This is a genomic window from Ensifer sp. ENS03, from assembly GCF_014852035.1.
In the GTDB taxonomy this organism is placed as follows: Bacteria; Pseudomonadota; Alphaproteobacteria; order Rhizobiales; family Rhizobiaceae; genus Ensifer; species Ensifer adhaerens.
In genome coordinates, this window is the sequence record NZ_JACVAV010000006.1 from 239149 (window position 1) to 251876 (window position 12728).

Sequence of the window (12728 nt, forward strand, 5' to 3'; positions counted from 1 at the left end):
TACGCCCTTGGTCTGAATTTCCGTCCGACCAAAGCCCGTAAGGGGAACAAAAAATCAACCTCCGCATTTAGCTGTCGGCGGCGACGGTCGTCGCGGCAAGGCGTTTTCGTTGGAAATTCAATCGCTTTCGATTTCGCGCTGATACCAAAAGGCATTGCCAGTGACGGGCAGAGGAGCAAAACCATGAAAGCGATCGGATCGCTGGCATTTGGCATCGCATTGTCCGTTTGCGCCAGCGCCGCGGCTGCGTCCGTCGCCTCACTCGTGCTGGCCAAGCCCACCGAATCTCCTCTGCTGAAGTCGGCTTCGGCTCCAGATCTTTGGACCGCAACACCGGTCCGGATCGACCGGAGCCAGCAGAACTACCAGCGTTTGCCGCCCGTCTATTCCACTTACGTCACGAACCCGGTTTCGGCGAAGCGAACATCGGGGCGTCTGGCACTCACCGCTCCAACCTTGGTGACCTCCCATACCGGCCTCTCGATAGCCCACCGCGATTGGTGCTCAAGCCGCTACCGGTCCTATAACCCCGAAACCAACGCGTACCGCTCATACGGTGGACAAATACGAACGTGCCAGTCGCCTTACGCGGTCATGTACCCGATCCACAAAGACCGGACGGCGCAAATCGATCGGCGGTTCGTGGGCTACGCGACGGCCGAACCGCGTACCGTCTCGTGTACCGTCCGCTATCAGTCGTATCGAGCCGATGACAACACCTACCAGCCCTACAACGGCCCTCGAAGGCACTGCCTTTATCCATCCCAAGATGCGCGCCTCGAAGCGAGCAACAGCGTGCGGCCCGTGTCGGGGCGATGAGCAGCCCGCAAGTCAACTGCGGCACGAACATTCTTCGGCGGCACCGGCCTCTCCCGGGCGTGCGTTGCGACGGCTGAGGCATTCAAGGGATCGCGATCCCGATGGATAGCGAGAGTAAAGCGGAAGAATGAGCGTTCGTCCGGCTATCCAACCTCTACCGGAACATGGAGATGCAAAGAGTTGGAGAAAATCACGCGAAAGCGCAAATTGCGGTCCAATCGGCCACTGTGGTCCAACACGCGTCATATCAAGGTTGTCGCGCAAAGTCGCATCTCCGTTGACAAAGTCGATGTGCTGATCGTCGGCGCCGGCATCGGAGGGGCGCTGATGGCGTTGTCCCTTGCCAAGCGAGACATGAAAATTCTCGTCGTCGACCGACGCTGGCCGGTACAAGGCAGCACTTTGGCGAGCACTGCGATGATCCAGCACGAGATCGATGTGCCGCTCCACCAGCTCACCACGATGATTGGGCAGGACAAGGCGCGGCGCGCATGGCAACGCTCCGCAAGAGCAGTGGAAACACTAATCACGCTCATCGACAGTCTTGGAATCGACTGTGGCTTTGAACAAAAGAAGTCTCTTTATCTGTCCGGCAATGCCTATGGTGCCCGCGCGCTTCGCTTGGAAATCGACGCGCGGCAGGCCGCTGGCATTTCAGCAAGGTTTCTCGAGTCTGCTTGCTTGCGCGAAGAGTTCGGTCTCAATCGGACTGCGGCAATCGAGTCCGATATTTCTGCAGCCGCAAATCCGGCGCAATTGACAGCCGGCTTGTGGCGCAAAGCCCAGAGGGACGGTGTTTCGCTCATAGGCGACACGGAGATTACCGACGTACGCAGCGTTGAAGGATGGAACGCCGCTGCGACCTCGACAGGCGAAATCATACTGGCCAAGCACGTTGTGTTTTGCACGGGCTACGAGTTTCTCGACGTCGTGGCCCACCAAGGCCATCGGATGGTATCCACCTGGGCTCTTGCGACTAAGCCGCACCATCCACGGCCTGACTGGCTTAAGAACTATGTTCTTTGGGAGGCATCCGATCCATACCTCTATTTTCGCTCGACCAAGGATGGTCGCGTGATTGTTGGAGGGGAGGACGAAGAAAGCGCCACCGCATTTGCGGACCCTATCAAGCTTAGAGCCAAATCCCAGATCTTGCGCGCAAAGCTGTCGGCGCTCCTGGAAATACCAATCGGCGAACCGGATTATCTTTGGGCCGCGCCTTTTGGCATTACCTCTGACGGATTGCCGCTTATCGGAAACGTTCCGGGGCTGGAGAATGTCTATGCTGTGATGGGTTATGGGGGCAATGGCATTACCTACAGCCAGATCGCTGCGGAGATCGTGTCGTCAGAGATTTTGGGCTACCGCGACCCAGATAGCGAATTGTTTGCCTTTCGCTGAGCTTTGAAGCCAGGCAGCAAGCAGAAAGGCCGCCGGAACGGCGGCCTTTGAAGATAAAGAGTGGAGGTAGCTTTGGATCAGTGGAAACGCTGGTTTGAATACCAGTCGTCGATATCTTTCCTCGCCTGATCCTTGGCATATCCATAACGCTCCTGGATCTTGCCTTCGAGTTGCTCGCGTTTACCGTTGATCTGGTCGAGGTCATCGTCGGTGAGTTTGCCCCACTGCTCCTTGACCTTACCCTTAATCTGCTTCCAGTTGCCTTCAACACGGTTCCAATCCATTTTGGGGACGCTCCATTGCTATTTCAGGTACATTTCTTGAACGAGTGAGCTACGCACTTGTTCCGTTATTTGTTGAGACGAATGATGGTGCTGTTTGTCGGGCGCGGCTCTATGAACCTCGAGACAGTTTAGCCGACTGCAGGCCCTGCCTCGTTGGTTTAGGCAATGCTTATCCGTTGCCAGCGGCATTATGCCGGTATGCCGGCAACGGATGAATTTAGGACCCGAGAAGACGCCTTGGGGACATCAGCGCCTGTAGCGCCGCCGCTCCTGTTCAACCTCATCGGGAGTATAGGGAGCGAGCGTCGGATCAAAGCGCCGCCAGCCCTGCTCGGAATAAGAAGCTCGACGCTGCACCGGGTCGACCCAGCTACCGCGGCGTAGGATCGCTTCGGCATCCGCCTGGAGCGCGTCGTCGACCCGTGCCGTGACGACCGCGCCACCGCGCCGTACGCCTTCCGCATAGACATGGGCATGTTCTTCCGGAACGCCCGAATCCGTCATCGCTCCGATAATCCCGCCGGCGGCACCACCTGCTACCGCGCCGGCGGCAGCGCCCGCCGCGGTCGCGGCAAGCCAACCGGCTGCGACCACCGGACCGACACCCGGGATGGCCATGACCCCAAGGCCAGTCAAAAGGCCGCCAATGCCACCGACCGCAGCGCCGACACCGGCGCCTGTCCCAGCGCCTTCAGCCGCGTTGCTTTCGTTTGCAGTGCCGTACCGATCGCCAACATTGTTGGAAACGATGCTGATGTCGTCCGACGGCACGCCGCGATCTTCAAGGGCTGACACAGCGGCGCGGGCGTCCGAATAGTCGTCAAAAAGTCCACTAACGGTTTTCATGGGGATTTCCTCGTTCTGGAGTTAGTTGGCAACAATGTTGCCCTGGTAGTCGAGCGCGACCTGCATGGATTTGCCGTCCTTCGAGGCAGTTGCACGCCAGACGCCCTTGTCGTCGAGCTTTAGACCGGTCACATCGGTGTAGCCGGCGTCCGTAAGGCGATCCTTGGCCTGTTCTTCAGTGAAACTGTTGGCGCCGGCGACGGGCGCTGTTGGATTGGTGGTGTCTGGTGTTGCCACGGCAGGCGTATCACCATCTGCTGTAGCGGGAGGTGTGGCGGTCTGCGCGAGCGCGCCCAAACTCGATACGCCGAGGAAGACCGCGGCTAGCAGGATATTTTTCATGATTTGTTCCTCGTTTCGATCCTCGAGATGCGGGCATCCGGAGGAAAAATTTGAGATCATAAGAGCCACATCTCCGTTCGTTTCGACCCGGTGAGCAGCATGATGGATTATATGCAGCAGACTGAGGGAACACTGCGCTTCAGCATCAATGCTCCCTTCGGACGGACTCTACATGGCGTCCATGCCCTTGATGGCATTGTCGAGATGCGACGTGCATTTCTCCATGTCGTTCGCCATCATGGCATCTCTCGCCATGGTGAGTTCCTTGGTGGACTCGATCTTTTTTGCGCCGTCGGAGATTTGCGCGACTTGCTGTTCGGCCTTAGCGATTGAAGCTTCATCGCAAACGACCTTTTGCTGTGCCAGAGCGGGGCTGGCAAATGCCGCGATGAGGGCGAAAGTAGCAATCCGTTTCAGCATTTGTATGTTCTCCATTGGGCCGATACGACACCGGCGTTCACCGCGATTGAACGGCAAAACGGGTCGTTCTGTTCCGTTGATAGCGGGCCGAAAAGCGAAGTTTTTTCAAGGAACATCCAAGCGTTTGGTGCGTTAGGAGCGCGTGCAACTGTGGGTCTAGATGTGCGCTTTTTATGGGCTTTTGGCCGCCTTGAGAGTGGACAGCGAGCGCGGGTGCCGGTGAATAGGACGGAGGGCTTTGCGCGCTAGTCTTGTGGGTGGTCGTCAGGGGGGAAGATGCTCCCCGTCTCATCGCCATCCCAGTAGGTGACTTTCGACGCGTGAACCTTGATCATTAAAAGACCGGGTGTGTCCACGCCTTGGGGAAACCATCTTTCAAGCTCGCTCATCCAATGCTCGGCAAACGTCTGCTTGTCACCCACGAGCGAAGCATTCCCTTGGATTGCAATGAAAATACCGGGTTTGCCGAGAAGGCTCGGACGAGCGGTGTAAGTCAGGGCTACCTTCGGATCTGCCTTGATCTCGGTGATTTTTTGTGACTGCTCAAAGCAAAAGAACCAGGTGTCCCCCCTATAGTCCACGTCGCCATTGTTGCTCATTGGTCGACTGGAGATGGTTCCGTCTGCCTTCTTTGTCGAAAGCATGCCGAAGTCGATATTCTTCAGTTCGTTGGAGATGTCGTTGAGCGTCAAAGTCATCGTGCACTCCGTTGGCGTTCAGGTCCTAACCGCGAGAGCACAAACAGGTTCCTTGACACCGCCCTGGCGCACATCGTCGGTCACGGTTCGCTGAAACCGGTCGCGGAAACACGGGAGCGACCTGCAGGATCGTTGCGAAAGATCAGTCCACCCCGCGCCTTCGATCGCGCAGGCACGTAGTCAAGCGTGATCTCCGCGGTCTCTATGACATTATCGTTGTCGGTGATTTCGCCACGTACGACGACGGCGGCCGCCGTTCGGTCGGCTGCATTGTTAACATCGAACATGACCAGATATCCGCCAGCACTCCCCGCGCTGCTGACGATCGTCACCGAGAGGTCCGGAGGCCCATCGGCCTGGGTTGCAGCCTGATAGCTGATCCAGCCAATAAGCGCCGTGATCAGGATGGTGGAAACCGCACCGGTCGTCCATTCGATCCAATGCGCTCGACGATTTTCAACGGAGCCTGGTTTCGGGGACTTTGCCATCACGTTACCTACAGAATGAGGCGCGCTGCGGCTGCGCCGATTGCGCTCGGGAAGGCGAGGACAGCCGTGGCGACAATCGCTTGTGTTGGATCGAGGCCGTCCAGCCGATGAAACGTCCATAGGCAATAGAGGCTGATCGCGAATGCGATGACGTAACCCGGCGTTGTGAAGCGGATAAGGGCATGCCAGCCAGGTGTGTTCTCATCGAGTTCATGGCCGCCTATGAAAGACAGGGCGTAGACGAAGCCATGCATCAGCAGGATCGACGCCAAGATTGCGGCAATGGCGTGCCACAGCGACATCTTAAAGGATATCAGGATCATTTCTTCGGTTGGGGCGACGTTGAGACCGAGAAACAGAGCCCCAACGACCATCATAAAAAGTTCGCCACCGTAACCATCGCCCCGCGTCTCGCCGATCGGATCCTTCTCGTCCTCGCCGCTTTCGGTTCGTGTCCCCAGTTCGCTGCGGCCGAGCAAGGCGCCAATGCTGGCTGGGACCGCCTGAATGGCGATCATTCCAAGCACTTCCGGCAGGGCCTGGCCAATCTTTAGGACGCCAATCATGAAAAGAACAAAGACACTCGCCGCGATACCCAGGCAGTATGCAATGCTTGCGTCTCGCAGCGCTTCGGGCCACGTCGATACATTTTCAAAGCCGATCCGACGCGCAAGGAGGACAAGCAGCGGAATGTTGACCACAAGCAAAATAAGCAGCCGGTCGCGGTCGATGTAGAGGCCGAGTTCCCACATTTCCATCGTGAGGAACATAGGCAGCGCAAAAAGCAACGCGCCGGCGAAGCCGCGTGCGAGGCCCTTCGCAAAGCGGCCATGGTCAAAATCGGCCCGCGTCCCGCCCTTGGTCATCTTTCCCTCTCAAGGTTGCTGTCGGCCTCGCAAGGACGCGGCAGCATTTCTCTGACAGAGGTAACGTCGAGAGACAGCGCAAGTTCCTGATGTCCAGCCGGCCGGTCCAGCCCCTCAATGTCGGCGTTTCCTTGCTTGCATCGATCAAGTGCACATCGAACCCGTTCAGCCGTCCGCACTCCGGTGATCGCGACCGGCGCGTAGCGCTCATGCTTTCGTTGCTCAGGGCATTGGAACAATAACAACGTCCACGTCTTTCCACGGGATTGGTAGCCCTTGGGAAAGGGAATGTTCGTGAAGTTGGAGCAGTAAGCTATGCCCTTGGGTTCTTTCGACAAGGCGGGGAGTGAAGATATCTTGCGAGCGAGGCTTGCGGCCATTGTGGAGTCGTCCTTCGACGCCATCGTCAGCAAGGATCTCGATGGTACCGTGCGAACCTGGAACGGCGCAGCCGAACGCATGTTCGGCTACTCAGCCGAGGAGATGGTCGGGCGATCAATCCTGACGATCATACCCACTCATCTTCACGACGAAGAGCGAGATCTGCTGCAGCGCCTGCGCAAAGGTGAAAGGATTGAACCGTTCGAAACCGTCAGGCAGCGCAAGAACGGCAGCTTTGTAACCGTTTCGCTGACGATCTCCCCGATCCGCAACTCCAAGGGCCGCATCATCGGAGCATCCAAGGTTGCGCGCGACATCACATCCGCAAAGGACCGTGAAAGGCGAATTCGCCTGCTGCTGCGGGAGGTCAACCACCGGGTCAAGAACCACTATGCCATCATTCTTTCGATGATCCGGCAGAGCAGGAGCGAAGAAACGGAACCTGCGGTTTTCCAGAAGGACCTTGAAAACCGCATATGGGCCCTTTCGGCATCCCACGACCTGATTGCGTCGGCAGATTGGCAAGCAACAGATCTAAGAGGCCTGGTCGAAAAGCAGATCGCAGCGTTTCATGCTGAAGCGTTCTGTCAGATTTCTGGCCCGGGCATCGCGCTTGCCCCAGCTGCAATCGAAAATCTTGGGATGGCGATCCACGAGTTAGCCCTTCATTCGTCAAAGGGCGGCGTATTGCGGTCGCGTGCCGGCACGATTTCAATTACCTGGGCGCTGGCCACTTCCCCGGCAGGCCTTGCCTTTTCGATGTCTTGGGATGAGCACCCTGGCCCTGAAGGTCGCGACTATCAGTTGCCGCGCTCGGGTTTTGGCGCGGTCGTGCTAAAGAGGACAGTGCCGCAGGCCCTAAACGCCAAGGTGGAATCCGCCCACGGAGACGGATTTGCCCGGTGGCGGTTGGTCGGGCCCGCGGACCGCTTCCTGGAGTGGCCGCGCTTCTCTCTGTGAAATCACTGCAGTGACCACCGTGCACTGTCACCAAAATGTGACAGGCGGTGCCTGGCGAGAATGAGGTGGCGGCAGGGAGATGGAAAAAGAACGAGGGAGCCATAGTTAGAGCTCGCAAATTCAGCATTCCGCGGTTTAGCGGGAAAGGTTTTGGGGGCAGACGGGTGAACAAACGGCCTGTTATTTCAAAAGTTTGTACGCTTCGGCGGGCAGGTTTGATAATGCAACATAGAATCAGCGCGAATCCGTCAGGGCTGGTCGAATTCCGACTTCGGCAGGAACCGCCGCTGAACCAGAACGTCTTCGCAATCCAGCCACGCACCGTCAGCACACGGTCCCTGTTTCCACTCAATGCTTGCTCTTTCCTCGGAGTCTGAATGTCCGCCACCGCAACCAGAAGATCGAGCTTGAGTTCGCGCTCGTTCCGCGCGCTTTTGGGCCTAGAAGCGGGCGTGGCCCTCGGCCTGGCAGGCACCCTCTTCTTTTTTGTCGCAAGCAGCGTCGTTGCCTATCTCAACCTGGAGGCCCTGCAACGGGGCAACGAGAGGATTGTACAAACCCACGTTGCCATTGTTTCTCTCGACGAACTGCTGTCGCTTGTTCAGGATGCCGAGACCGGTCAGCGTGGGTTTTTGTTGACCAATAGTGGGGGCTACCTTGCCCCCTACAACGCGGCAGTTCGCGCCATTCGGCCAAAACTCGATCAGATCGGTCAACTGACTGCGAGCAATCCGGGCCAAAGTCAGCGGCTGGTGGCTCTCAGGCAACATGTGGACGCCAAGCTCGCGGAACTCGGGGCGACCATCGATCGGAGACGGGCCGACGGTCTTGAGGCGGCGATTGCGATGGTAAACTCCGATCGCGGCAAGATCGAAATGGATGCCGTCCGCGCGCAGATTGCGGCCATGTCGGGCGCTGAGCTGGAAGTGCGCCTTGATCGATTGGCCGAAATGGAGAATGCGCAGAAGACTGCGCGGCTCAGCACTCTGCTTTCTGGTCTTCTCGGAATTGGTTTGACCGCAGCAATCGCCCTCCTCATTCGCAAGGCCACGATCGTCCGCCGAAGGGATGAGTGGCTTCAGGCTGGTCAGGTCGGGTTGGCGTCGGCGATGATGGGCGATCAGTCGATCGAGCAGCTGAGCAAAAGTATTCTCGACTTCCTGGCGCCTTACGCAGGCGCCATTGCCGGTGCGATCTTCATTCGCGGTGATGGTTCGTTCCAGCGGGCTTGTAGTCGTGGCGTTCCGCCCGAGGCGAACTTGCCAATGACGGTTCGACCCCGCGAAGGCCTCTTGGGTCAAGCGGTTGCGGAAGGGGGTTCAATCGTCGTCGACGATGTCCCGGATGGTTACCTGGCCTTCGGTTCCGGGCTTGGGATGGACAAACCACGCCATCTCGCGATCCAGACCGGAAAGGTCGATGGTTCAGTGAATTCGGTGATCGAGCTCGGCTTTCTTGGGCCAATCGACGAGACCATCGTCACCTTTCTTGACCGCGCATCGGAGGCTATCGCGATTGCCGTGAAGGCAGCGACCTATCGCGGCCAGCTTCACGACCTGCTGGAGGAAACGCAACGGCAGTCCGAAGAGTTGCAAACGCAAAGCGAGGAGCTGCGCGTTTCAAACGAAGAGCTTGAAGAGCAGGGGCGGGCGCTGAAGGAATCTCAGGCGCACCTCGAGCAGCAGCAAATTGAACTTGAGCAGACCAATGCTCAGCTGGAAACACAAGCCCAGCGGCTTGAGGCTCAGCGCGACGAGCTGGAGCGCGCGAACGTATCGATATCGGCCAAGGCGAAGGAACTAGAGCAGGCAAGCCAATACAAATCCGACTTCCTTGCCAATATGTCCCACGAGTTGCGCACGCCGCTGAACTCTTCCTTGATTTTGGCCAAGCTGCTTGCGGACAATCCCGACGAAAACCTGACTGAGGAGCAGGTGAAGTTTGCCAAGACGATCCAATCCTCGGGCAATGATCTCTTGAACCTGATCAACGATATTCTCGATCTCTCCAAGATCGAGGCCGGGCATGTCGAAATCCGGCCGGAAACCGTTTCGCTTGAGCGACTGGCCGGCAACCTTCGTCAGGTGTTTCTGCCGCTGGCGACCGAGAAGAAACTCGGGTTTTCCGTTGAACTTGCTGAGGAATGTCCGCTCACTATCGAGACCGATCCGTTGCGGCTTGAACAAATTCTCAAGAACTTGCTTTCAAATGCGATCAAGTTCACCGAGACCGGCAAGGTCACCTTGGTGATTGGTTCGGTTGGCGAGGGCAAGGTTAGCTTCTCCGTCAGCGACACCGGAATCGGAATTGCACAGGAACATCAGCGGGCGATCTTCGATGCCTTCCACCAGGCCGATGGCACAATCAGCCGTAAGTATGGCGGCACCGGGCTCGGCCTTTCCATCTCTCGGCAACTGGCGCGGCTTTTGGGCGGAACGATCGTGCTTCAAAGCCAGACGGGACGGGGTAGTACGTTTACCGTTACCATCGGGGAACGGTTCGATGTGGCCAAGCCGACAGCTCTTGCGCCAAGTCCAGGAACGCTCGCAACGACGGTCACGGCGCAAAAGGCAGGTACGGTTACGCCCAGGCCGATCCGCCGGATCGACGACGACCGAGATGTTCTGACAAATACAAAACGCGTGCTGCTGGTAATCGAAGATGATGACACTTTTGCCGGCATCGTGCGTGATCTGTCGCGGGAAATGGGCTTCCAGGCAATTGTCGCGGCAACCGCCGAAGAGGCGCTTTTGCTTGCGAAGGAATTCATGCCAAGCGCCGTCGTGCTCGATATAGGGTTGCCGGACCAATCGGGCCTCGCCGTCCTCGACCGGCTGAAGCATGATGTCTTGACCCGTCATATCCCGATCCATGTCGTGTCGGGGAGCGATCACGCCGAGAGTGCCTACTCTCTCGGGGCTGCCGGTTATGCCATCAAGCCCGTCAATCGAGAAGAACTGTTGAAGGTTCTGCAAAAGCTCGAGGCGCGGTTTACGAAACAAATGCATCGCGTCCTGGTCGTCGAGGACGATCCGGTGCAGCGCGAAGCGGTGGCAAAACTGATCGGCACCCAGGACGTCGAGACGGTGACCGCCAGCACCGCCGCCGAATGCCTTGACCTCCTGAAGCACCAGACTTTCGACTGCATGGTGCTTGACCTGTCGTTGCCTGACGCGTCGGGATATTCGTTGCTGGAGACGTTGAGCTCACAGAGCGCTTATGCCTTCCCGCCTGTCATCGTCTATACTGGACGCGAACTCTCGGCGGATGACGAGCAGAAGTTGAGGCGCTTCTCGAAGTCGATCATCATCAAGGGGGCAAAATCCCCCGAGCGACTGCTCGATGAAGTGAGCCTGTTCCTGCATCAGGTGATATCGGAACTGCCGGACGAACAGCAAAAGATGATCCGCAAGGCGCGCAACCGCGATGCGCTGTTGGAGGGGCGTCGCATTCTCGTGGTGGAAGATGATATCCGAAACGTCTACGCGCTAACCAACATTCTTGAACCGCGCGGTGCGATCGTCGAGATCGCGCGCAACGGGCGCGAGGCACTGGAGGTTCTCGAAAAAGCTTCATCTGGCCCCGGGCGCCCGATTGAGCTCGTGCTGATGGACGTCATGATGCCTGTGATGGATGGTTTGGTCGCGACCGCTGAAATCCGAAGGAACCCGACTTGGAAGAAGTTGCCGATCATTGCGCTGACCGCCAAGGCAATGCCGGACGATCAGGAGCGCTGCATTGAGGCTGGGGCGAATGATTACATGGCCAAGCCGCTGGACGTCGACAGGCTGCTGTCGCTGGTGCGTGTATGGATGCCCAAATGAGCGAAGCCACCGCCGTTGAAAAGGTAGAAGACATCGAAATCCGGTTGCTGCTGGAAGCACTGTTTCTCAAATATCACTATGACTTTCGCAACTATGCGATGGCCTCGATCAAGCGCCGCCTGAAGAAGGCGCGCGAACAACTGGGGTTCGATACTTTCTCGGCGATGCAGGAGGGACTTCTGCACGATCAGGCAATGCTGCCGCAATTGCTGCGTTTTCTGACCGTCCAGGTGAGCGAGATGTTTCGCGATCCGAGTTACTTCCAGGCGATCCGGGAAAAGGTCGTTCCCCACTTGAGGACCTACCCTTCCTTGAAGGTGTGGATTGCTGGCTGCAGCAGCGGCGAGGAGCTTTATTCGCTGGTTATCCTGTTTCGCGAAGAAGGCCTCGAAGATCGAACGATCTTCTATGCCACTGACATCAGTCATGAAGCGCTGGAGGCGGCCGAGGCCGGCGTCTATGCACTCGACAGGATACAGCTTTTCACCGAGAACCATCGCAAATCGGGTGGAAAATCATCGTTGTCGGACTACTATCAGGCGGCATACGGCAAGGCGCTGTTCGATAAGACCTTGCGCCGCCATGTCGTGTTTTCGGATCACAGCCTGGTGACCGACGCCGTTTTTGCAGAAATGCACCTCATATCGTGCCGAAACGTCATGATTTACTTCGACCGCGCGCTTCAGGACCGCGCGGTGGGTCTTTTCAAGGACTCGCTCGCTCGCAAAGGTTTCCTCGGGCTCGGCGCCAAGGAGAATTTGCGCTTTTCCCTTCATGCCGATGCGTTCACGGATTTCGTGCGTGAGGAGAAGATCTACCAAAGGCGTGTCGAATGACGCCAGCAAAAGCTCAAGCGGTGATCATTGGCGCTTCGGCGGGGGCTGTCGAAGCACTTTCGGCAATCCTGCCGGCGTTGCCGCGAAGCTTCCCGTTGCCCGTGATCGTGGTCGTTCACGTTCCATCCGACAGGCCGAGCCTTATGGCCGACCTGTTTCGTGCAAAGTGCCGGTTGCCTGTCGAGGAGGCCGAGGACAAACAGTCGCTCGAGGACGGCACGATCTATTTTGCACCGCCGGACTATCATCTGCTCGTTGAAACGGACAGGAACCTGTCCCTTTCCTCTGATGAGCCTGTCCTCTTCTCCCGCCCGTCAATCGACATACTTTTCGAAAGTGCTGCCGATGCCTTCGGGCCGGATCTTATCGCGATTGTCCTGACCGGCGCCAACCGAGATGGGGCAGACGGCCTGGCGGCTGTCCACAATGCAGGCGGAACGGTGATCGTGCAAAACCCCGAAGGCGCTCACGCTCGCGCCATGCCGGAAGCTGCAATCCAATCATGCCCGAGCGCCCTCGTCCTGTCGCTCGATGCCATTGCCGAATACTTGAAAGAGGTCTGA

At 57.8% G+C, this 12728-nt stretch carries 13 protein-coding genes; 6 read left to right on the forward strand and 7 right to left on the reverse strand.

Going from position 1 to position 12728, the window contains the following annotated elements:
• Window positions 1–183: 183 nt before the first annotated feature.
• Together IB263_RS21490 and IB263_RS21495 are read left to right on the forward strand one after the other, a co-directional pair.
• Window positions 184–819: a BA14K family protein gene (locus tag IB263_RS21490; protein ID WP_110819374.1), complete on the forward strand. Its 636-nt coding sequence runs from the start codon at window positions 184–186 to the stop codon at window positions 817–819.
• Window positions 820–999: 180 nt separating this feature from the next.
• Window positions 1000–2220: an FAD-binding oxidoreductase gene (locus tag IB263_RS21495; protein ID WP_110819375.1), complete on the forward strand. Its 1221-nt coding sequence runs from the start codon at window positions 1000–1002 to the stop codon at window positions 2218–2220.
• A 77-nt stretch (window positions 2221–2297) separates the two neighbouring features.
• Here the strand turns inward: IB263_RS21495 and IB263_RS21500 are convergent, their stop codons facing one another.
• From IB263_RS21500 to IB263_RS21530, 7 genes are all read right to left on the reverse strand, one after another.
• Complete coding sequence (locus tag IB263_RS21500; RefSeq protein WP_034803410.1) at window positions 2298–2504, reverse strand: CsbD family protein; 207 nt, start codon at window positions 2502–2504, stop codon at window positions 2298–2300.
• A gap of 246 nt (window positions 2505–2750) precedes the next feature.
• A complete protein-coding gene (locus IB263_RS21505; protein ID WP_060530547.1) occupies window positions 2751–3350 on the reverse strand; it encodes a general stress protein in 600 nt (199 codons plus the stop codon).
• A 21-nt stretch (window positions 3351–3371) separates the two neighbouring features.
• Entirely contained in the window at window positions 3372–3692 is a 321-nt protein-coding gene (locus tag IB263_RS21510; RefSeq protein WP_060530546.1) for a PepSY domain-containing protein, read from the reverse strand.
• A 168-nt stretch (window positions 3693–3860) separates the two neighbouring features.
• On the reverse strand, window positions 3861–4112 hold the full coding sequence (locus IB263_RS21515; protein ID WP_034794901.1) for a hypothetical protein: 252 nt from the start codon (window positions 4110–4112) through the stop codon (window positions 3861–3863).
• 245 nt (window positions 4113–4357) lie between these two features.
• Entirely contained in the window at window positions 4358–4810 is a 453-nt protein-coding gene (locus IB263_RS21520; protein WP_110819377.1) for a pyridoxamine 5'-phosphate oxidase family protein, read from the reverse strand.
• Window positions 4811–4890: 80 nt separating this feature from the next.
• Window positions 4891–5298 (reverse strand): TIGR02588 family protein, encoded by a 408-nt coding sequence (locus IB263_RS21525; protein WP_060516686.1) that lies wholly within the window; start codon window positions 5296–5298, stop codon window positions 4891–4893.
• Window positions 5299–5306: 8 nt separating this feature from the next.
• Window positions 5307–6164, reverse strand: coding sequence for a TIGR02587 family membrane protein (locus IB263_RS21530; protein WP_110819378.1), 858 nt, complete (start codon window positions 6162–6164; stop codon window positions 5307–5309).
• A 315-nt stretch (window positions 6165–6479) separates the two neighbouring features.
• Between IB263_RS21530 and IB263_RS21535 the strand changes: the two genes are divergently transcribed.
• The 4 genes from IB263_RS21535 (at window position 6480) to IB263_RS21550 (ending at window position 12728) form a co-directional block, all read left to right on the forward strand.
• Window positions 6480–7505 (forward strand): PAS domain S-box protein, encoded by a 1026-nt coding sequence (locus tag IB263_RS21535; RefSeq protein WP_110819379.1) that lies wholly within the window; start codon window positions 6480–6482, stop codon window positions 7503–7505.
• A 377-nt stretch (window positions 7506–7882) separates the two neighbouring features.
• Window positions 7883–11329: a response regulator gene (locus tag IB263_RS21540; protein WP_192438980.1), complete on the forward strand. Its 3447-nt coding sequence runs from the start codon at window positions 7883–7885 to the stop codon at window positions 11327–11329.
• Window positions 11326–12165 carry a protein-glutamate O-methyltransferase CheR gene (locus IB263_RS21545; protein ID WP_034794888.1) on the forward strand — a complete coding sequence of 280 codons (840 nt, stop codon included), beginning with the start codon at window positions 11326–11328 and terminating at the stop codon, window positions 12163–12165. The genes IB263_RS21540 and IB263_RS21545 overlap by 4 nt, the downstream gene beginning before the upstream one ends.
• Window positions 12162–12728 (forward strand): chemotaxis protein CheB, encoded by a 567-nt coding sequence (locus tag IB263_RS21550; protein ID WP_192438981.1) that lies wholly within the window; start codon window positions 12162–12164, stop codon window positions 12726–12728. The genes IB263_RS21545 and IB263_RS21550 overlap by 4 nt, the downstream gene beginning before the upstream one ends.

Bases quoted from the DNA above. Each gene is read 5' to 3' on its own strand.
- IB263_RS21490 (WP_110819374.1), top strand. From the start codon at position 184: ATGAAAGCGATCGGATCGCTGGCATTTGGCATCGCATTGTCCGTTTGC.
- IB263_RS21500 (WP_034803410.1), bottom strand. From the start codon at position 2,504: ATGGATTGGAACCGTGTTGAAGGCAACTGGAAGCAGATTAAGGGTAAG.
- IB263_RS21505 (WP_060530547.1), bottom strand. From the start codon at position 3,350: ATGAAAACCGTTAGTGGACTTTTTGACGACTATTCGGACGCCCGCGCC.
- IB263_RS21510 (WP_060530546.1), bottom strand. From the start codon at position 3,692: ATGAAAAATATCCTGCTAGCCGCGGTCTTCCTCGGCGTATCGAGTTTG.
- IB263_RS21515 (WP_034794901.1), bottom strand. From the start codon at position 4,112: ATGCTGAAACGGATTGCTACTTTCGCCCTCATCGCGGCATTTGCCAGC.
- IB263_RS21520 (WP_110819377.1), bottom strand. From the start codon at position 4,810: ATGACTTTGACGCTCAACGACATCTCCAACGAACTGAAGAATATCGAC.
- IB263_RS21525 (WP_060516686.1), bottom strand. From the start codon at position 5,298: ATGGCAAAGTCCCCGAAACCAGGCTCCGTTGAAAATCGTCGAGCGCAT.
- IB263_RS21530 (WP_110819378.1), bottom strand. From the start codon at position 6,164: ATGACCAAGGGCGGGACGCGGGCCGATTTTGACCATGGCCGCTTTGCG.
- IB263_RS21535 (WP_110819379.1), top strand. From the start codon at position 6,480: ATGCCCTTGGGTTCTTTCGACAAGGCGGGGAGTGAAGATATCTTGCGA.
- IB263_RS21540 (WP_192438980.1), top strand. From the start codon at position 7,883: ATGTCCGCCACCGCAACCAGAAGATCGAGCTTGAGTTCGCGCTCGTTC.
- IB263_RS21545 (WP_034794888.1), top strand. From the start codon at position 11,326: ATGAGCGAAGCCACCGCCGTTGAAAAGGTAGAAGACATCGAAATCCGG.
- IB263_RS21550 (WP_192438981.1), top strand. From the start codon at position 12,162: ATGACGCCAGCAAAAGCTCAAGCGGTGATCATTGGCGCTTCGGCGGGG.